The sequence below is a fragment of the Micromonospora sp. NPDC049529 genome (genome assembly GCF_055586685.1).
In genome coordinates, this window is sequence record NZ_JBVJHT010000007.1 from 71435 (window position 1) to 90387 (window position 18953).

Here is an 18953-nt window from a genome sequence, read left to right on the forward strand (position 1 = left end):
TCGGTCGTCCAAGCCCGGCCCATGGTAGGTAAAGTGCGGTCGTCTGCGCAGCCGTGACCGTCCGGTGATGGAGGAAAGTCGATGAGTAGCGGCCTCGCCCGGGTCACCATCAGCGCGCCCCAACGCCGGGTCGACGTCGCCCTGCCCGAACACCTCCCGCTCGCCGAGCTGCTGCCCGAGGTGCTGCGACACGCCGGTGACGGGCTCGCCGACGACGGCGAACGCCACGGCGGCTGGGTGCTGCGGCGTACCGACGGCGCCGCGCTGGTCGCCGGCCAGGCCCTGCTACCCCAGGGCGTACGCGACGGCGACGTGCTGCACCTCGTACCCGCTCGGGCGCAGTGGCCCGAACTGGAGTACGACGACGTGGTCGAGGCGATCGCCGACGGGGCCCGACGCCGGGGCGCCGCCTGGTCCGGGGCGGCCACCCGGGCGGCCAGCCTCGCCGGGGCGGGCGCCCTGCTCACCGTCGGGCTGCACGCCGTACTGGCCGGTGGGCCGGGGGCGCGCGGTGCCGCGATCGCCGCCCTCGTCATCGCCGTCCTGCTCGCGCTCGCCGGGGTGGTGGCCTCGCGCGCGTACGGGGACGCCCCGGCCGGTGCCGCGCTGGGCGGTTACGCCCTGCCGTACGCGTTCCTCGGCGGCGCCATGCTGATCGCCTCCGGGGATCCGGCCGGGGTGCTCGCCCCGGTGCGCTGGCTCGGTGCGCCGGAGGCGTTGGCCGGCTCGGTGGCGGTGCTGCTGGTCGCCGTACTCGGGGCGGTCGGGGTGGCCGCCGGGTTGCGGGTCTTCGCGGCGGGGGCGACGGTCGGCCTGCTCGGTGCGTTGACCGCACTGGCCGGGTTCGTGCTCGACGCCGGTGGTGCCGCCGCGATCCTGCTCTCGGTGCTGGTCTGCGGGATCGGGGTGCTGCCGCTGCTGGCGATCCGGTTCGGCAAGCTGCCGATGCCGCCGATCACCCTGCCGGCCGGCACCGACGGCTCGGAGGGCTTCACCGCCGCCGGTGGTGCCCTCGAAGGAGCCCGGGAGCGGCCGGAGCGGCAGCGGGTCTTCGCCGCCGTCGCCCGGACCGAGGAGCTGCTGACCGGGATGCTGATCGGGCACGCCGTGCTCGCCACGGTGGCGTCCGGGCTGCTCGTGCTCGCCGGGGGCTTCGCCGGCCGGCTCCTGGTGGCGGTCGCCGCGGCGGCGCTGCTGCTGCGCTCCCGGCTGTTCGTCACGTTCCGTCAGCGGCTGCCGTTGACCACCGCCGGCATCCTCGGCTTCGTGGTGCTCGGGCTGGCGCTGGTCACCCGCTCCGGTGCCGACGGTCTGCTGCTGCTGACCGGGGCCGGGCTGGTGCTCGCACTGGTGACCGTGGCGGCGGGTGCGACGTACGCGACCCGCGTGCCCTCGCCGTACCTCGGTCGGGCCGCCGACCTGGTCGACACCCTGATGGTGGTCTCGGTGGTGCCGGTGGCCTGCGCCGTCCTCGGCCTCTACAGCCAGGTACGCGGCCTGCTCGGCTGAGACGAAACCCGCCGGTCGGAGTCCGGCCGGCGGGTTCGGTGGTGCTCAGTCCTCGTGCCCGATCAGTGCGGCAGGCCCTCGCCGCGCTCCACGGCCTCCTGCTGGCGCCGGTACGACGCCCGGATCTCCGCCTCGGCCTCGGTGCGCCCGACCCAGGTGGCGCCCTCGACCGACTTGCCCGGTTCGAGGTCCTTGTAGACCTCGAAGAAGTGCTGGATCTCCAGCCGGTCGAACTCGCCCAGGTGGTGGATGTCGCGCAGGTGCTCCTGGCGCGGGTCCTCGTAGGGAACGCAGAGGACCTTGTCGTCGCCGCCCTTCTCGTCCGTCATCCGGAACATGCCGATGGTCCGGCAGCGGATCAGGCAACCCGGGAAGGTCGGCTCGGGTACCAGCACCAACGCGTCGAGCGGGTCGCCATCCTCACCGAGGGTGCCCTCGATGAAGCCGTAGTCCGCCGGGTACTGGGTCGAGGTGAAGAGGGTACGGTCCAGCCGGATCCGGCCGGTCGCGTGGTCGACCTCGTATTTGTTGCGGTGACCCTTCGGGATCTCAACCGTGACGTCGAAATCCATCTTCCACGCTCCCTCGTTCGCCGACGCTGGCTAACGGAATCTAGGCGGCGTGTACCGGGAGGAGTGTTGTCCCACTCGCTTGATCCGGGCGCCGCATAGTGTTCGGACGGAAGTAGTGTCACCTAGAGCCATTTACTGATTGGGAGGAGGGGCCGGTGGAGAGTGAAGATTCACACTCGGGGTGGGTGAACGAGCCACCACCGGCCGGGCCCTCCTGGCCCGAGCAGCCACTACCCCATCAGCCGCCGGCAGACCCACGGGTGCCGAGCGGTCGGGCGACGCCGGGCCGGGCGAGCGTACCGCCGCCCGCCCCGAACCATGACGGGGCACCGCCGGCGGGCCCGTACCGTCCGGGACCGCCGACGGCGTCGGGGTCGGCGCGGCCGGTCCCGCCCGGCGCCGGGACGCCGCAGTTGCACCCTCCCGGCCCACCGGCGGCTCGGGCGACCGTGCCGCCCGCCGCCCGCCCGTCCGGCACCACCTACCCGTCGGCCCAGTACCCGACCGTCCGCCCGACGCCACCGGACGGCGGCGGACCGGGCCGGGGCACGGCCCAGGTCATGCCGCCACCGGGCGGTGCCGGACCGGGGCGGGACACGGCCCAGCCGATGCCACCGCCCGGCGGCGGACCGGGCCGGGCGACCGTGCCGGCCATGCGCTCCCCGGAGGACGGTGGATCGGGGCGGGCGCCCGTGCCGCCGGCACCCCCGGCGGCCGATCCGCCGGCTCCGGTCACGCCGCCGGCACCGACCCCGCCGGCCCGGCGCCGGAGCGGGCTGCTGGTCGGGCTCGGCGTCGTGCTCGCGCTGGCCCTCGCCACCGCCGGGGTGGTCCTGGTCAAGCCGGGGCCGGTCGCCGGCTGGCTGGGACGGGCCGAACCCACGCCGACGGTCAGCGCCGACCCGCCCGAGCCGGCACCCGGTGCCGTGCTCGCCGCCTTCGGGACCGGCGCGCCCACCCCCACCCCGGACGGCCTGCGGGCGGTGCTCGAACCGCTGGTCGGTGCGGACGTGCTGGGACCCTCGGTGCACGTCGCCGTGGTCGACGTGGCCACCCGTGAACTGCTCTACGGGCAGGGTCCGCAGACCCCGACCGTGCCCGCCTCGACCACCAAGCTGATCACCGCGGCGACCGTGCTGGCCACCCGTGGCCCGGCGTACCGGATCCCGACGAGGGTGGTCGCCGGGGCGGCGCCGGGCGAGGTGGTGCTGGTCGGCGGCGGTGACCCGACGCTCGCGATCAACGCCACCGGCAGTTACCCCGGCGCGGGCCGGCTCGACCAGCTCGCCGCCCTGGTGAAAGCGGCCCTGGGCGGGGCCGTGCCGACCAGGGTCACCGTCGACGCGTCCCTGTTCCCGAAGCCGGTCTACGGCCCCGGCTGGGACGACGACATCCCGACCGGCGGCTTCGCGTCGCCGATCACGGCGCTGATGACCGACGGCGCCCGGATCGACCCCAGGGACATCGTCAAGGGCGCCACCCGGTACGACAACCCGGACGTGGCCGCCGGCCGCGCCTTCGCCAAGGCGCTGGGAGCGCCGACGGCCGTCGTGAACGCGGTGGCCCGGGGTAGCGCCCCGGCCGGTACGAACCCGGCCGATGCGAGCGCCCCGCCCGCCGATCCCTCGGCCACCGGCGTCCCGGCCGTCGCCTCTTCGGCCACCGGCGCCCCGGCCACCGACCCCTCCGCCGGTGTCGGCACCGGGGCCACCGTTACCCCCGGCACCGAACTGGGCCGGGTCGAGTCGCCGCCGATGGGTCGACTGGTCGAGTTCATGCTGGCCGACAGTGACAACGTGGTCGCCGAGGCGCTGGCCCGGCAGGTGGCGTTGGCCCGCAACCAGCCGGCCTCGTTCGACGGCGCCGCCGCCGCGATGGACGCCGTGGTGGCCGACCTGAAACTCGCCGCCGACCAGAGCACCCTGAGCGACGGCAGCGGCCTGTCCCGGAACAACCGGATCAGTCCGGAACTGCTCACCGACGTACTGGCTTTGGCCGCCGACGGGACCCGACCCGAACTGGCCGGGATCTTCGCCGGACTGCCGGTGGCCGGCTGGTCCGGCACCCTCACCGAACGGTTCGGCAACCAGGCCGCGAGCGCCGCCGTCGGGGTGGTCCGGGCGAAGACCGGCACGCTCACCGGTGTGCACGCCATCGCCGGTGTGGTGACCACGGCACAGGGCCGGTTGCTGGCGTTCGCCGTACTCGCCGATCAGGTGCCGGTCGGGCTCGAACAGGCGCAGCCGCCGCTGGACCGGATCGCCGCCGCCCTCGCCGCCTGCGGTTGCGGCTGACGACGGGGCACGGGCACCGAACCCATCCGCGTACGACAAGGGTGCGGTTGTGCGGGCGCGGGTACGGTGGGTGCCATGGCGCAGTTCGTGGACTGGGATCTGGCCGCCGCCACCGCGGGCGCGCTGGGAAAGTCGGGACCGAAGGTCTCGTACGACGAGGCCACCGAGGTCGTCGCCGACCTGCGGCAGCTCACCGACGAGGCGGCGGGACACGTGGTCGCGTACACCGGGCTGCGGTCCCAGGTCGCGCACCCGCCGGTGCGGGTGGTCGACCGCCGGGACTGGGCCGCGACCAACATCGCCGGCCTGCGTGAGGTGATCACCCCGCTGGTGAACCGGCTCTCCGGTGACAAGCAGCCGGGCGCGATCAGCGACGCGATCGGCTCCCGCCTGACCGGGGTGCAGGCCGGGACCGTGCTCGCCTACCTCTCCGGCCGGGTGCTCGGCCAATATGAGGTCTTCTCCGCCGACCCCGGTCAGCTGCTCCTGGTCGCACCGAACATCGTCGAGGTGGAACGGAAGCTGGAGGCGGAACCCCGCGACTTCCGGCTCTGGGTCTGCCTGCACGAGGTGACCCACCGGACCCAGTTCACCGCCGTGCCGTGGATGCGCGGCCACTTCCTCGGCGAGGTGCAGGCGTTCGTCGACGCCTCCCAGGCCGGGGGCGAGCACTTCACCGACCGGCTGCGCCGGGGGGTGGCGACGCTGGCCGACTCGGTCCGCAACCCGGACAGCCGGGCGAGCGTGCTGGACATCGTGCAGACGCCCGGCCAGCGGGCCGTGCTGGACCGGCTGACCGCGCTGATGACCCTGCTCGAAGGGCACGCGGAGTTCGTGATGGACGGCGTCGGCCCGGAGGTGATACCGAGCGTCGAGCGGATCCGGTCCAAGTTCAACCGTCGTCGCGAGTCGGGCAACCCGCTGGAGAAGGCGATCCGCAAACTGCTCGGTGTGGACGTGAAGATGCGCCAGTACGCCGAGGGCCGCAAGTTCGTCCACGGCGTGGTGGACCGGGTCGGCATGGAGGGCTTCAACCGGGTCTTCAGCTCACCGCTGACCCTGCCCCGGCTGGAGGAACTCGCCGACCCGGACGCCTGGGTGGCGCGGGTGCACGGCGCGGCCGGCCGCTCGCCGGCCGCCGGCTGACCCGACCACGGTGGCCGCGCTCGCCCCGCCGGTCGCGGCCGTCCGGGCTGCCGTCCGCGCGGCCCTGACCGGGGTACGCCCACCCGGCCCGATCCTGGTCGCCTGCTCCGGCGGCGCCGACTCGCTGGCCCTGGCCGCCGCCGTCGCCTTCGTCGCCCCCCGGCTGGGGCTGACCGCCGGGCTGGTCACGGTCGACCACGGTCTCCAGCCCGGCTCGGCGCAACGTGCCCTGGCGGTGGCCGGGTGGGCGACCGAGGCGGGACTCGCCCCGGTCGAGGTGGCGACGGTGGAGGTCGCCGGCCGTCCGGGTGGGCCCGAGGCGGCCGCCCGGCAGGCCCGCTACCAGGCACTGGTCGAGGTAGCCCGGCGCTACGACGCGGCGGAGGTGCTGCTCGGGCACACCAGGGACGACCAGGCCGAAACGGTGCTGCTCGCGCTCGCCCGGGGAGCCGGGCCGCACGGCCTGTCCGGGATGCCGGTCCGGCGGGAACTGGACGGGGTCACACTGCTCCGACCGCTGCTCGACGTGGACCGGGAGCAGACCCGCAAGGCGTGCGCTGCGCTCGGGCTGAGCCCGTGGGAGGACCCGCACAACACCGATCCCGGCTACGCCCGCGCCCGGGTCCGGTCCGACCTGATGCCGGCCCTGGTCGCCGCCCTCGGGCCCGGTGTGGTGGCGAACCTGGCCCGGACCGCGCGACTGGTCGCCGAGGACACCGCCGTACTGGACGGGCTGGCCGTCAGCGCGCTGTCCGCCGCGCGGGCGGACCCGTCCGCGGACAACGGCGGACGGTTGGCGGTGCCGGAGCTGGTCGGGTTGCCGGTGGCGGTGCGTACGCGGGTGCTGCACCGGTGGGCGCTGGAGCTCGGCGTACCGCCGGCCGCGCTCTCCGCCCGGCACGTGGCCGCCCTCGACGCGCTGCTCACCGACTGGCACGGGCAGGGCCCGGTGCACCTGCCGGGGGCAATAACGGTGGCCCGACGCGGTGACACTCTGGGCAGGGGGTAGACAGGGGGCATGGCACATCCCCGTCAACCGCTCTTCGCACCGCACGGTGCGGTCGCCACCAGCCAACCCCTTGCCGCCGCCGCCGGGTTGGCCGTACTCCGCAAGGGTGGGACGGCAGTCGATGCCGCCCTGACCACTGCGATCGCCCTGACCGTGGTCCAGCCCGGCTCCAACGACATCGGCGGCGACCTGTTCGCCATCGTCTGGGACGGGGAACGGCTGCACGGGCTGAACGCCTCCGGGCGGTCACCGGCGGCGCTGACCCGCGAGGCGGTGCTGGCCGCGACCGGCGGTCGGGGCGCCGAGCCGGTGGACGCGCTCGGCGGGGCCCAGGGGTCCGGTCCGGCGATGCCGGCGCGGGGCTGGTTGCCGGTGACCGTGCCGGGCGCCCCGGCGGGCTGGCGGGACCTGCACGACCGGTTCGGGGTGCTGCCCTTCGCCGACCTGTTCGCCGACGCCATCGGCTACGCCGAGAACGGCTACCCGGTGTCGCCGAACGTGGCCGCCGGCTGGGCCCGCTCGGTCGAGGTGCAGGCCAAGTTGACCGGCCCGGAGTTCGCGGAGTGGTCCCGGGTCTTCACCGTCGACGGTGGCCGGGCGCCCCGGCCGGGTGAGCGGTGGCGCAACCCGGATGCGGCGCGGACCCTGCGCCGGATCGCCGCGACCAACGCGGACGCCTTCTACCGGGGCGAGATCGCGCAGGCCCTGGCCGAGTACGCGGCCCGGACCGGTGGCCTGCTCACCGCCGACGACCTGGCCGCCCACTCGTCGACCTGGGTCGCGCCGATCCGGGCGGACTACCGGGGGCACGAGGTCTGGGAGTTGCCGCCGAACGGGCAGGGGGTGGCGGCGCTGCTGGCGTTGAACATCCTCGACGGCGTGGACCTGGCCGGGATGTCGCTGGCCGACCGGCTGCACTGGCAGATCGAGGCGATGAAGCTCGGCTTCGCCGACGCGCACGCGTACGTGGCCGACCCGGACAAGGTCGCCGTGCCGACCGAGGAACTGCTCAGCCCCGGGTACGCGGCCACCCGCCGGGCGCTGATCGGCGACCGGGCCGGTACGCCCGAACCGGGAAGTCCCGGCCGGGGTGGGACGGTCTACCTCTGCACCGCCGACGCGGGCGGGATGATGGTGAGCCTGATCCAGTCCAACTACCTGACCTTCGGTTCGCACGTGGTGCTGCCGGGGTTCGGCTTCGGGCTGCAGAACCGGGGCACCGGGTTCAGTCTCGACCCGGCGCATCCGAACGTGGTGGCGCCGAACAAGCGCCCGTACCACACGATCATTCCGGGTTTCCTGACCCGTGGTGGTGCGCCGGTCGGCCCGTTCGGGGTGATGGGCGGGCACATGCAGCCGCAGGGGCACCTGCAACTGGTGTCGCACACGATCGACGACGGGTTGGATCCGCAGGCGGCGCTGAACGCGCCCCGCTGGTACTGGCACGCCGACCGGTCGGTGCTGGTCGAGCCGGATCTGCTGAACCTGCGGTCGGGGCCGATGGCGATCGGGGAGCTGCGCCAGCGCGGCCACTCGTTGAGCGTCGCGGACGACGACGACTCGCCGCCGTTCGGCTACGGCCAGGCGATCTGGCGGCTGCCGGAGGGCGGCTACGTGGCCGGCTCCGACCCGCGTGCCGACGGCTGCGCCGTCGTCTACTGACGCCCGTGAGGCCCGTTCCGGAACGGCCGGTCAGACCCGTTCGCGGAACAGGGTGCGGTAGGCGTGCGGGGTGGTGCCGACCCGGCGGGTGAAGTGGTGGCGCAGGGTCGCCGGGTCGCCGAAGCCGGCTCGGGTGGCGACCGCGTCGACGCCGAGTTCGGTCTCCTCCAGCAGCCGCCGGGCGAGCAGGATCCGCTGGTTGGTGAGCCAGTCGTGCGGGGTGGTGCCGGTCTCGGCCCGGAACCGGCGGGCGAACGTACGCGGGGCCATGTGTGACCGGGCGGCCAGTTCGTCCACGGTCAGGTTCTGGTCGAGGTGGCTCACCAGCCAGCGGAGCACCGGTTCGAGGGTGGGTGCGTCCGGCGTACGCGGGATCGGTGCCTCGATGTACTGGGACTGGCCGCCGTCGCGGTGCGGGGGGACCACCATCCGTCGGGCGAGTTTGGTGGCGACGGCGGAGCCGTGCTCCTGGCGTACCAGGTGCAGGCAGGCGTCGATGCCGGCGGCGGTGCCGGCACCGGTGAGCAGGTTGCCGTCCTGGACGTAGAGCTCGTCGCAGCGGACCCGGGCCAGCGGGTGGCGCGCCGCGAGCTGGTCGGCGTACTTCCAGTGGGTGGTGCACTGGCGCCCGTCGAGCAGCCCGGCGGCGCCGAGCACGAACGCGCCGGAGCAGACGCTGAGGACGTACGCCCCGCGTTCGTGGGCCCGCCGCAGCGCGTCGAGTACGGGCTCCGGGAACGGCGCGTTGTCCCCGTACGCGGGCACGGCGACCAGGTCGGCGTCCTCGGTCGGGGTGAGGTCGGCGTGCGGTACGACGTCGAAGCCGGAGCGGCTGCGGACCGGTCGCCCGTCGACGGAGCAGACGTCGAAGCGGTAGGTGGGGAAACCGTCCGCGCTCCGGTCGGTGCCGAACACCTCGCAGAGCACGCCCAGTTCGAACGCGGCCACCGGGTCGAGGGCGATCACCGCGACTTTGCTCAGCATGTGGCGAGGGTAACCCGGACACTGGCAGGAAATCGAGCCTCCATGGCATTTCTGCCACTGTCCCGGGGGTGGTGCGGGGCGGAGACTGAAATCAGACGTCCGGTGCGCACCGGCGGCGAACCCGCAGAGACACTTCGAAAGGTCCACGCCGCCATGGAACTCTTCCTCCTGCTCTTCCTGCTGTTTCTCGCTCTCACGTCGGTGTTCGGGCTGACCGCCGACAGCCGCGAGTGGACCGGTCGGGTGCCGTTCGACGCCCACCCCGGTCCCCGTTCCGGCCCCTGCTGACCGGTCTGTCCGGTGCTCCGCGACCCCGTCGGGGTGGTCAGGTCACGAACTGGCCGCCCCGACGACAGGCCGCTACCGGCGTACGGCAGGCTAGGTGCATGGCTGACGGCTCCTGGTACGACGCCGACATCGACCACGTGATCATCACCGAGGAGCAGATCCGCGAGAAGACCGAGGAACTGGCCAAGCAGATCGCGGCCGACTACTCCTCGGTGACCGACGGACTGCTGCTGGTCTGCGTGCTGAAGGGCGCGGTCATGTTCATGGCCGACTTCGCGCGGGCCCTCGGCAAGCACGGCCCCTCGGCCGAGCTGGAGTTCATGGCCGTCTCCTCGTACGGCCAGGGCACCACCTCCTCCGGCGTGGTGCGCATCCTGAAGGACCTGGACCGGGACATCGCCGGCCGGCACGTCATGGTCGTCGAGGACATCGTCGACTCCGGCCTGACCCTCTCCTGGCTGCTGCGCTACCTGGAGTCCCGCTCGGCGGCGAGCGTCGAGGTGGTGGCTCTCTTCCGCAAGCCGGACGCGATCAAGGTCACCGTCCCGGTGAAGTACGTCGGCTTCGACATCCCGAGCGAGTTCGTCGTCGGGTACGGGCTCGACTTCGGCGAGCGCTACCGGGAGCTGCCCTTCGTCGGGGTGCTCAAGCCGGAGGTCTACGCCCGCGCCTGACCCGGCCGCCAGGCGCCCGATCGGGCCCGGTTTGCCCGTTGGGGGCGGCCCGGAGCCGAGGATCGCCAACATTGGCGTGAGGAAATATCGAGCGGACGTACAGCGCGCTCTCAGGATCACCGGCTACGGTATGCGGTGGTGGCGCGGATGTATTTTCCGCGCCGGGTCTTTCCGCCCTGTTTGACCGTACAGGTCGGGAACCGGGCGCGAATCCGCCGTCACGCTGGCACGACGGGCGAACCGCGGGCGTCCCCGGAGGGTTTCCTCCAGCGCTCACGGAGCGGCATCGGATCGCGACTGCGGGGCTCGCAAGCTCACTCCTCGCGGTCACGGTGTACCGTCGAATCACCCCGGCGAGATATTCGCGTCGAGGTCGAGGCCGGCCCGCAAGGCGGCCCCGGCCGCCGCTACCCGCGGCGACAAGCCAAGCCAGACGGTCAGGACGTCGATCAGGAGGGTCCGGGCGCCGCGGCGCTCGACAACAGTATGGAACGTACGCGTTTCTTCCGCCGCCCGGTGGTCTGGATCATCCTGGTGATCATCGGTGCGATCGCGCTCAGCTCGTTCTTCACCGGCGGCCCGAGCTACCACAAGGTCGACACCTCGGTCGCCCTTGATCAGCTCCACACGGCCAGTATCAAGAAGGCGGTCTTCCAGGACAAGGAGCAGACGCTCCAGCTGGACCTGGCCAACAAGGCCAAGTTCGGCGACACCGAAACCGACCGCATCCAGGCGCAGTTCCCGGCCGAGGTCGGCGACGAGATCTGGAACGACGTGCTGGCGGCCAAGGCGGCGAACCGGATCACCGGTCCGGCCGACACCAAGGTCTCCAGCGACAACGTGTTCCTGACGCTCCTGGTCAACCTGCTGCCCATCGCCGTGCTGGTCATCCTGCTGCTGCTGTTCATGTCGCAGATGCAGGGCGGCGGTTCCCGGGTGCTCAACTTCGGCAAGTCCAAGGCGAAGGTGATCACCAAGGACACGCCGAAGACCACCTTCGCCGATGTCGCCGGCTCCGAGGAAGCTGTCGAGGAACTGCACGAGATCAAGGACTTCCTGCAGAACCCGGCGAAATACCAGGCGCTCGGCGCCAAGATCCCTAAGGGTGTACTCCTCTTCGGCCCGCCCGGTACCGGTAAGACGCTGCTCGCCCGGGCGGTCGCCGGTGAGGCGGGAGTGCCGTTCTACTCGATCTCCGGTTCCGACTTCGTCGAGATGTTCGTCGGCGTCGGCGCGAGCCGCGTGCGTGACCTGTTCGAACAGGCCAAGTCGAACGCACCGGCGATCGTCTTCGTGGACGAGATCGACGCCGTCGGCCGACACCGGGGCGCCGGCATGGGCGGTGGCCACGACGAACGTGAGCAGACCCTCAACCAGCTCCTGGTCGAGATGGACGGCTTCGACACCAAGGGCGGCGTGATCCTGATCGCCGCGACCAACCGGCCGGACATCCTCGACCCGGCACTGCTGCGGCCGGGCAGGTTCGACCGGCAAATCGCGGTCGACACCCCGGACATGGAGGGCCGCAAGGCCATCCTGCGGGTGCACGCCAAGGGCAAGCCGTTCTCGCCCGACGTCGACCTCGACGCGGTCGCCCGGCGTACGCCCGGCTTCACCGGTGCCGACCTGGCCAACGTCATCAACGAGTCGGCCCTGCTGACCGCCCGGGGCAACCTGCGCGCGATCAGCAACGACCAGCTCGAAGAGTCGATCGACCGGGTCATCGCCGGACCGCAGCGGCGGACCCGGGTGATGAGCGACCAGGAGAAGAAGATCACCGCGTACCACGAGGGTGGGCACGCGCTGGTCGCCTGGGCGCTGCCGCACTCGGCGCCGGTGCACAAGGTGACGATCCTGTCCCGGGGACGCTCGCTCGGCCACACCCTGGTGCTGCCGACCGAGGACAAGTACACCCAGACCCGGGCCGAGATGGTCGACACGCTGGCGTACGCGCTCGGCGGTCGGGCGGCCGAGGAACTGGTGTTCCACGAGCCGACCACGGGTGCCGGCAACGACATCGAGAAGGCCACCGCACTGGCCCGCGCGATGATCACCCAGTACGGCATGAGCTCCAAGCTCGGTGCGATCAAGTACGGCACCACCGGTGACGAACCGTTCCTCGGCCGCAACATGGGCCACGAGCGGGACTACTCCGACTCGGTCGCCGCGGAGATCGACGCCGAGATGCGGGCCCTGGTCGAGCTGGCGCACGACGAGGCCTGGGAGATCCTGGTCGAGTACCGGGACGTCCTGGACAACATCGTGCTGGAGCTGATGGAGAAGGAAACCCTCTCCACCGCCGACATGGCCCGGATCTGCGCCCGCGTGGTCAAGCGCCCGCCGCTGGCCCCGTACAACGGGTTCGGCAAGCGGCAGCCGTCGACCGAGCCGCCGGTGCTGACCCCGGCCGAGAAGGACAAGCTCAAGGCGCAGGCCGAGGCGGACGGCGCCGAGGCGACCGTGGGCGGTGGCGGCGGCACGACGCCCCCGCCGAACTCGGACGGCCCACACTGAGCAGTGACATCGCCGGCCCGGTGGACGAGGTGAACGATGCCTCGTCCACCGAGCCCGATGGCGACGACGCATTGGACTACCTGGCCGCCCGGCTGGTCGACGGCAAGCTGACCGGAACCCCGGTGGAGCAGGCGGTCGACCTGGCCCGGATCGAGAAGGCCGTACGCGAGATCCTCATCGCCGTCGGCGAGGATCCCGACCGGGACGGGTTGGTGAAGACCCCGGCCCGGGTCGCGCGGGCGTACGCGGAACTCTTCGCCGGGCTGCGGGTCGACCCGGCCCAGGTGCTCCGTACCACGTTCGAGGCCAACCACAGCGAGCTGGTGCTGGTCCGCGACATCGACGTGATGAGCCTCTGCGAGCACCACCTGCTGCCGTTCCGGGGCCTGGCCCACATCGGCTACATCCCCGGACCCAGTGGCCGGATCACCGGGTTGTCGAAGCTGGCCCGGCTGGTCGAGGTCTTCGCCCGGCGTCCGCAGGTGCAGGAACGGCTGACCACCCAGATCGCCGAGCTGCTCACCGAGCGGCTGCAACCGCGTGGTGTGGTCGTGGTGCTCGAATGCGAGCACATGTGCATGGCGATGCGGGGCATCCAGAAGGCCGGCGCCAAGACCATCACCTCGGCGGTCCGGGGCCTGCTCCAGGAGGACTCGAAGTCGCGCGCCGAGGCGATGGCGCTGATCATGCACTCCTGACCGGGCACCTACCCGCCGAACAGGGCGAACGCCCCCACCCCCAGACAGCTCAGCAACACCACCACCGCCAGCGCGAACGGTCCGTAGACCACCAGTCCGTGCACCCAGGTCCGCTGGCGGTGGCTCCGCCCGCCGCTCGACGGTGGCAGCCGGGTCGCGGTGACCATGACGTCGGCGACGTCTGCCGTACCCCGGGCCTGACGCAGCCCGGCCAGCACCGCCGCCGGACCGGCCGCCATCGCCCGGCCCGCCTCGGCCACCTCGGCCGCCGCCGGCACCAGTTCGGGCTCGGGTACGCCCAACGCCCGCAACCGGGCCTGCTGCGGCACCAGGCGGGCCCGTACGGCGGTCAGCTCCTCGCGGGCGTCCTGAACCGCCTCAGCCTGCTCCCCGGCGGCGGTCGCCGCGCCCCGACGGACCGCGTCCAGGCGCTGGGCGGCGGCCAGGTAGTCGTCCCAGGCGCTCACCGGACCACCCCGCTGCGCTCGTTGCGATCGTCGTCCAGTCGCTGTTCGGCGTAGCCGGCGAAGACCACCGGCGGTACGGCGTCCGCCGGGCGGGCCTGCCAGAGCCGGTGGCGCAGCGTACCGAGGGCGAGCGGATCGGCCTGCGGATCGGGGAACCGGACCACCCGTTCGTGCCCCCGGGTCGCCCCGCGCGGCCCGCCCAGGCCACCGGCGGTGTTGACCACCGCGCTGCCCATCGGCAGTCCGGCCGCCGCGTCGTTGGTCGGCTCCAGCACCTCACCACCGCCGGGCAGCGCGATCCGGACCGGGAACTGGCCGTAGACGGAGTCCCGCTGGCCGTAGCCGGCGTCGGGGACCGCCCGGTTGACCAGGACCAGGTGGACGCCGTACGGGCGGCTGCGCCGGGCCAGCGAGTCCAGCAGGCTCAGCGCCTCGGCGGCGAGCGGATCCGGCTCCCGGACGGCCGGGTCGGTGCTGTCGCTGCCGCCGTCGGTGTCGGTGTCGAGCAGGAGGCGGAAGCTGTCCAGCAGGCAGAGGATCCGGGGCATCGGGTGCCGGGCGCGCAGGTCGGCGAAGCGGGTCACCCCCGCCGCCTCGGCGAGTGCGGCCCGTCGGTTCACCTCGGCGTCGAGCTCACCGAGCACCTCCAGCCCGTACGCCCGGTCGGCCTCCATCCCGACCACCCGCAGGTGCGGCAGCCACGACGGGTCGGCACCGGCCGGCAGGAGTTCCCCGAACGAGGCGCCGTCGGCGAAGTCGACCAGGTACAACCTCAGGTCGTCGGGGGAGTACCTGGCGCAGAGGCCGTAGAGCACGTTGACCATGAACGCCGACTTCCCGGCGCCGGGGCGGCCGCTGACCAGCCAGTGCGGGGTGAGGTCGTTGAACCGTACGGTCACCGGGATCTCTCCGTCCCGGCCCACCGTGGTCACCAGCCCGTCGGTCGGGTCGGACTCCCACAGGGTGTCCGCCCCGTCCGGCAGCAGCTCGGCGAGCCGGGGGCGGGAGTTGGCGTTGACCCGTTCGGTCAGCTCCCGGCAGACCCGGTGGAAGAGCTGGGCCGGCGGATCCTCGTCGAGGAAGACCGGTGAGTTGAGCCCGGTGGACGGCAGATGCGGGCCCGGATTGCCGAACGACGCACCGGGCGGATCGCCGACCAGGGCGTACGGGTTCCGCAGCGCGATCATCGTGGTGTCCGGCAGGGGCGGCTGGGTGGTCTCCGCGGTCAGCGGTGGCGGCGGCCAGCCGGCGATGATCAGGTGCAGTCCGGCGGAGGGACCGTGCTGGGCCAGGGCCGAGATCCGGTTCAGGTCCGCCGCCTCGGTCAGCTCGGGCAGCGAGGCGATCACCAGCAACAGGGTGCGCTCGTGGTGGTGATGTCGGGCGGCGCTCGGGCGGGCCGGTCGTACCCACTGCTCGGCCTCGGCGAGGATGGCCCGCAGGCCGGTCCGGTCGGTGGCCGGCGGTGGCATCAGTCCCGCGTCGGCCAGGGGCGCGAACGGGGCGAACACCTGCCCGGCGGTGGCCGCGTCGACCGCCCGTACGAGCAGCGAGCCGGCGGGTGCGGCGGCGAGCAACCGGAGCAGCACCGCGCGGACCAGCCCGGCGACGCGGGGATCGCGGGTGTCGGCGTCGATGGTGAGGTGGCCGGTGCCGAGCAGCGGCACGACCGCCGGGAACCGGGCGTCGTCGAGCGGTTGTGCGGTGCCGATCCGGACGAACTCGGGCAGCCGTGGGCCGCCGAGCGGGGTGTCCGCCGCCTGCGCGGCCAGCGGCGCACCCAGCCAGCCGGGCACCAGGGCGGCTGCGGCGGCCCGCAGTCGTTCGGCGAGTTCGTGCTGTTCGCGCTGGTCGGCCGGGGCCGGTTGGGTGGCGTCCAGGGTGGCTGCGGCGGCCACGGCGGCGGCCGCTGCCTGCCGGTGCAACGCGGCGGCCTGGCTGGTACGCGTCTTCAGTTGGGTCACCCCCTCCACCTCTCACTCGTGGCGGGTCACCCGGGGTGGGTACCTCTTCTGGGTGCAGACGTTATCCCAGCCGGAGCGGATCTTCGCGGACGTCTGGCGGCGCTCCGATGGGGAGCTTGTCGCATCAACTGCGTATCGTCATGTTTTGCTGCCATTGAGTTATCAAGCTGTGCTTCTCGCCCATTGGGTGGAGACTCGGCAACCGATAGCCTCGGGGTGTGGAATCAGTGCAACCCCCCGCCGGTTCCCAGGTGTCGCGGGTGCCGGTGCAACGCACCAGGCCGGGTCAGGACGCCCCCGATCCGGTCGCGACTCCACCCGCGCCGAAGCGGCGGCGGTGGCGGCTGGTGCTCGCCGTGATCGTCGGGGCGCTCGCGGTGCTCGGCTCGGCCGGGGCGGTCATCGGCTACGTCGCGTACGACCGCTACACCGCACCTGACCAGAGCGCGCCGGACATCACGGTGAACAACTACCTCCAGGCGTACATGGCCGACCAGAACGACGTCCGGGCCAAGGAACTCGCCTGCGACGACACGTCCAAACTGGCCGAGTTGGCGGCGTTGCGGGCCGATCTGGCCGAGCGCGAGCGGCGGTTCCAGAACACCTTCCGGGTGAGCTGGGGCAAACTGGACGTGACCGAGCGGGGCGACAGCGCGGAAGTCCTCGTCGACCTGGTCATCTCCACCAGGATCAACAACCTGACCCAGAGTGGACGGCAGTCCTGGCGGTTCGTCACCGAGCGGGACGACAAGTGGCGGGTCTGCGAAGCTACGCAGGTCAAGTGATCCCCGGTCACTCCAGCCAGAGCAGGTGCACCGGGATCTCCAGCGTGGTCGGCGGTTGCCCGCTCCACCCCCAGCGGTACCAGTCCAGCTCCGGTGTAACCCGTACGCAGATGTCGCCGTCCGTGCCGGCGTAGACCTCGGTCACCGCCCGGAGATCACGCCGCTCGACCGTGTCCGCCACGTGCACCACCCGGCGACCGGCCACCGAGTCCGCCTCGACCACCGGCAACGGCGGACGGTGCGCCGGCCGGTCGAGCGACACCAGCCGGGAGAGCACGTCACCGGCCGGAACCCGGCCACCCAACACCGGCTCGGCCGGCTCGCCCAGGGTCTCCACCCAGACCCGGTCCGCCGGTACGAGCGGCGCGAAGACCTCGACCTGCTCGGCCTCGGCCCGGTACCACTCGTGCTCGGCGATCACCGGAACGTACGTCCGACTGCCCTGCACCACCCGCTCGTCCGAGCGCAGGTCGGCCCGCCAACCGAGTCCCGGCAGCCCGACCAGGACCCGCCGACCGCGCAGATCGAGCTGGTCCCCGGTGGAGGTGAGCACCACCGGCCGGGGTGGCTTGGGCGCCCAGTCCGGCTGACCGGCGAACGGGTCCGGCAGCGGATCACCGGTCACGGTCGTGCTCCGTACAACGTGCCAACGCCGACCAACCTCATCCATTGCCCTGCAACGACGCACCGCGTTCACGCATGAACGGCACCGGGTTGATCGCACCCCGGCTGCTCCGGTCGGCCTTCACGTGCACCTCGAAGTGCAGGTGCGGACCGGACGAGTTGCCGCTCGACCCGACGAGCCCGATCACCTGACCGGCCTCCACCATGTCGTTCACGTTCACCAGCGGCTTCCTGACCATGTGACAGTAACGCGTGATGATCTGGTTGGCGTGCAGGATGTCGACGAACCAGCCGCAGCCACCCTTGCCCGGATAACCGTCGACGTCACAGCTGTGCACCCCGCGCCGGTCCGGGTCGCATCTGGACACCAGCACCCGACCACTGGCCGTGGCCCGGATCTCGGTGCCCTTCGACGCGCCGATGTCGACCCCGTTGTGCGCCGGCCGCTGGGCGGTACGGAACCCGGAGCCGACCGAACCGGGAATCGGCAACGTCCAGCCCGACGCGGCGATGTCCGGGCCGGCAGCGCACTGCAGATCGTTGCCGTTCGCCGGCAGTCCGGCAGCCTTGGCCCCGCCCTTGGTCAGGGCGTTCACGATCTGGGTCGCGATCGCCTCGTGCTTGGCGTACGCGTCCGGGAAGGCACTGCGCTGCACCCGCTGGGCGGCGTCGGTCAGCCGCTTCTGCTGCCAGCCGCTGACCCCGACCAGCTTCTCGTAGAACTTCCGTGACGTGTACTCCGGATCCAGCAGCTGGGTCGGCGTACCCCAGCCCATGCTGGGGCGCTGCTGGAACAGGCCGATCGAGTCGTGGTCGTTGTTCGCGCCCAGGTGGCCCAGGTTGCTCAGCCGCGACTCCTGCATCGCGGTCGCCACCGCGATCACCCAGCCGCGCGGTGGTATCCGCATCTGCGCCCCGACGTTGATGATCACCGCCGCGTTGCGCATCTGCGTCGCGTCGTACGGCTCGACGATCGGCAGACCGTCCTTGATCTCGATCGGCTTGTCCTGACCGCAGCCGAGCGTGGTCACCAACCGGTCGTCGGACCCGATGAACTCCGACAGCAGCAGCGCGCCGGTGCCCCCGGTGCAGCAGAGCAGAGCCAGCGCGGCGGTCAACGCGATCGCGAGGGCCGGCAACCGTTTCTGTCGAGCGGGGACATCCGGATCCTTCTCACCCTGCTCGTCGCTCATCCCTCACCCCGGACAGTGGTCATCCGCGCTCCCAGTCCACCGCGTCAACCAGCCACCGCCCCTGCGGCGCGACCAGTTCGAGGCGGAGCGTGCCGGCGTCGACCGGCACGGTCACCTCGACGAACTCCGCACTGCGGGTGATCACCGCCAGCTCGCCGGTGAGCCGCTCGGCCGGTACCCCGGCCGGGTCCACCCCGCTGAGCCGATCGGCCAGCCCGCTCGTCGACAACGGTCGCAGCGCCTCGTACCACTGCTTGGCCGGGACCCCGTCGTGCTTGAGCCAGGCGGTGGCGAACTTGCGGGCGATCTCCTCCGGCGCCGCCGCCCCCGGACTGGTCCGGGGCGTGGGCGGCGGCTCGCTGGCGAGGAGACCGTCGTCGCCGGTGGTCGGATCGACCGTGGAGATCGGCTCGACCGGCGCGCCGGACAACCCCGGGTCGTCGCCGCTCACGCCGGAGAGGAGCCGGGCCGCCCCCACCACACCCAGGATCACCACCACCAGGGCCAGCGCGATCCCGAGCCGGGACCGCAGGATCCCGATGACCAGGGTTTCAAACGCACGCCGCACGG

Annotated in this window: 16 protein-coding genes and 1 pseudogene; 10 read left to right on the plus strand and 7 right to left on the minus strand. The window is 72.5% G+C overall.

Translation table 11 applies throughout. The features are described from left to right. The first annotated feature begins 81 nt into the window (after positions 1-81). A complete protein-coding gene (gene eccD / locus ACZ6QQ_RS13725) occupies positions 82-1509 on the plus strand; it encodes a type VII secretion integral membrane protein EccD (RefSeq protein ID WP_465876376.1) in 1428 nt (475 codons plus the stop codon). A gap of 62 nt (positions 1510-1571) precedes the next feature. On the opposite strand, the gene ACZ6QQ_RS13730 is transcribed toward eccD, so the two are convergent. Continuing rightward, positions 1572-2081 carry an inorganic diphosphatase gene (locus ACZ6QQ_RS13730; RefSeq protein WP_326561590.1) on the minus strand — a complete coding sequence of 170 codons (510 nt, stop codon included), beginning with the start codon at positions 2079-2081 and terminating at the stop codon, positions 1572-1574. A 608-nt stretch (positions 2082-2689) separates the two neighbouring features. Between ACZ6QQ_RS13730 and dacB the strand changes: the two genes are divergently transcribed. The 4 genes from dacB to ACZ6QQ_RS13750 all read left to right on the plus strand — a co-directional run bounded on the left by dacB (position 2690) and on the right by ACZ6QQ_RS13750 (position 8192). Continuing rightward, positions 2690-4375: a D-alanyl-D-alanine carboxypeptidase/D-alanyl-D-alanine endopeptidase gene (dacB, locus tag ACZ6QQ_RS13735; RefSeq protein WP_465876788.1), complete on the plus strand. Its 1686-nt coding sequence runs from the start codon at positions 2690-2692 to the stop codon at positions 4373-4375. Between the two features lie 75 nt (positions 4376-4450). Next, positions 4451-5521 carry a zinc-dependent metalloprotease gene (locus tag ACZ6QQ_RS13740; protein ID WP_465876377.1) on the plus strand — a complete coding sequence of 357 codons (1071 nt, stop codon included), beginning with the start codon at positions 4451-4453 and terminating at the stop codon, positions 5519-5521. A 10-nt stretch (positions 5522-5531) separates the two neighbouring features. After that, positions 5532-6530: a tRNA lysidine(34) synthetase TilS gene (tilS, locus tag ACZ6QQ_RS13745; RefSeq protein WP_465876379.1), complete on the plus strand. Its 999-nt coding sequence runs from the start codon at positions 5532-5534 to the stop codon at positions 6528-6530. Between the two features lie 9 nt (positions 6531-6539). Beyond that, a complete protein-coding gene (locus ACZ6QQ_RS13750) occupies positions 6540-8192 on the plus strand; it encodes a gamma-glutamyltransferase family protein (RefSeq protein WP_465876380.1) in 1653 nt (550 codons plus the stop codon). Between the two features lie 30 nt (positions 8193-8222). On the opposite strand, the gene ACZ6QQ_RS13755 is transcribed toward ACZ6QQ_RS13750, so the two are convergent. Then, a complete protein-coding gene (locus ACZ6QQ_RS13755; RefSeq protein WP_465876382.1) occupies positions 8223-9176 on the minus strand; it encodes a GlxA family transcriptional regulator in 954 nt (317 codons plus the stop codon). 153 nt (positions 9177-9329) lie between these two features. On the opposite strand from ACZ6QQ_RS13755, the gene ACZ6QQ_RS13760 reads away from it, so the two are divergent. From ACZ6QQ_RS13760 to folE, 4 genes are all read left to right on the plus strand, one after another. Beyond that, positions 9330-9464, plus strand: a complete 135-nt coding sequence (locus tag ACZ6QQ_RS13760) for a hypothetical protein (protein WP_465876384.1) — start codon at positions 9330-9332, stop codon at positions 9462-9464. 98 nt (positions 9465-9562) lie between these two features. After that, a complete protein-coding gene (hpt, locus tag ACZ6QQ_RS13765) occupies positions 9563-10138 on the plus strand; it encodes a hypoxanthine phosphoribosyltransferase (RefSeq protein ID WP_465876386.1) in 576 nt (191 codons plus the stop codon). Between the two features lie 486 nt (positions 10139-10624). Further along, the gene (gene ftsH / locus ACZ6QQ_RS13770) at positions 10625-12652 is read left to right on the plus strand and encodes an ATP-dependent zinc metalloprotease FtsH (protein WP_465876388.1); all 2028 of its coding nucleotides are present in this window, start codon (positions 10625-10627) and stop codon (positions 12650-12652) included. 29 nt (positions 12653-12681) lie between these two features. Further along, positions 12682-13350 carry a GTP cyclohydrolase I FolE gene (gene folE, locus ACZ6QQ_RS13775; protein WP_465876789.1) on the plus strand — a complete coding sequence of 223 codons (669 nt, stop codon included), beginning with the start codon at positions 12682-12684 and terminating at the stop codon, positions 13348-13350. A 169-nt stretch (positions 13351-13519) separates the two neighbouring features. Here folE and ACZ6QQ_RS13780 read toward each other — a convergent pair. Further along, positions 13520-13817 (minus strand): annotated as a pseudogene (locus ACZ6QQ_RS13780) (hypothetical protein); the annotation flags it as partial. Then, positions 13814-15781 (minus strand): FtsK/SpoIIIE domain-containing protein, encoded by a 1968-nt coding sequence (locus ACZ6QQ_RS13785; RefSeq protein ID WP_465876389.1) that lies wholly within the window; start codon positions 15779-15781, stop codon positions 13814-13816. The pseudogene ACZ6QQ_RS13780 and the gene ACZ6QQ_RS13785, both read right to left, overlap by 4 nt. 218 nt (positions 15782-15999) lie before the next feature. Here ACZ6QQ_RS13785 and ACZ6QQ_RS13790 point away from each other — a divergent pair, with 218 nt between their 5' ends. Continuing rightward, the gene (locus ACZ6QQ_RS13790; RefSeq protein ID WP_465876390.1) at positions 16000-16566 is read left to right on the plus strand and encodes an Rv0361 family membrane protein; all 567 of its coding nucleotides are present in this window, start codon (positions 16000-16002) and stop codon (positions 16564-16566) included. Positions 16567-16573: 7 nt separating this feature from the next. Here ACZ6QQ_RS13790 and ACZ6QQ_RS13795 read toward each other — a convergent pair whose 3' ends face one another. From ACZ6QQ_RS13795 to ACZ6QQ_RS13805, 3 genes are read right to left on the minus strand one after another with little or no spacing between them, the layout of a single operon-like run. Further along, on the minus strand, positions 16574-17191 hold the full coding sequence (locus ACZ6QQ_RS13795) for a hypothetical protein (RefSeq protein ID WP_465876392.1): 618 nt from the start codon (positions 17189-17191) through the stop codon (positions 16574-16576). Positions 17192-17228: 37 nt separating this feature from the next. Continuing rightward, positions 17229-18383: a peptidoglycan DD-metalloendopeptidase family protein gene (locus tag ACZ6QQ_RS13800; RefSeq protein WP_465876394.1), complete on the minus strand. Its 1155-nt coding sequence runs from the start codon at positions 18381-18383 to the stop codon at positions 17229-17231. A gap of 19 nt (positions 18384-18402) precedes the next feature. Then, positions 18403-18951: a hypothetical protein gene (locus ACZ6QQ_RS13805; protein WP_465876396.1), complete on the minus strand. Its 549-nt coding sequence runs from the start codon at positions 18949-18951 to the stop codon at positions 18403-18405. Positions 18952-18953: the final 2 nt, after the last annotated feature.

What these genes read in the sequence shown, in the direction of transcription:
- ftsH (WP_465876388.1), top strand. Translation starts at nt 10,625, where the DNA reads ATGGAACGTACGCGTTTCTTCCGCCGCCCGGTGGTCTGGATCATCCTG.
- ACZ6QQ_RS13740 (WP_465876377.1), top strand. Translation starts at nt 4,451, where the DNA reads ATGGCGCAGTTCGTGGACTGGGATCTGGCCGCCGCCACCGCGGGCGCG.
- ACZ6QQ_RS13730 (WP_326561590.1), bottom strand. Translation starts at nt 2,081, where the DNA reads ATGGATTTCGACGTCACGGTTGAGATCCCGAAGGGTCACCGCAACAAA.
- hpt (WP_465876386.1), top strand. Translation starts at nt 9,563, where the DNA reads ATGGCTGACGGCTCCTGGTACGACGCCGACATCGACCACGTGATCATC.
- ACZ6QQ_RS13755 (WP_465876382.1), bottom strand. Translation starts at nt 9,176, where the DNA reads ATGCTGAGCAAAGTCGCGGTGATCGCCCTCGACCCGGTGGCCGCGTTC.
- ACZ6QQ_RS13800 (WP_465876394.1), bottom strand. Translation starts at nt 18,383, where the DNA reads ATGAGCGACGAGCAGGGTGAGAAGGATCCGGATGTCCCCGCTCGACAG.
- dacB (WP_465876788.1), top strand. Translation starts at nt 2,690, where the DNA reads ATGCCACCGCCCGGCGGCGGACCGGGCCGGGCGACCGTGCCGGCCATG.
- eccD (WP_465876376.1), top strand. Translation starts at nt 82, where the DNA reads ATGAGTAGCGGCCTCGCCCGGGTCACCATCAGCGCGCCCCAACGCCGG.
- ACZ6QQ_RS13760 (WP_465876384.1), top strand. Translation starts at nt 9,330, where the DNA reads ATGGAACTCTTCCTCCTGCTCTTCCTGCTGTTTCTCGCTCTCACGTCG.
- ACZ6QQ_RS13750 (WP_465876380.1), top strand. Translation starts at nt 6,540, where the DNA reads ATGGCACATCCCCGTCAACCGCTCTTCGCACCGCACGGTGCGGTCGCC.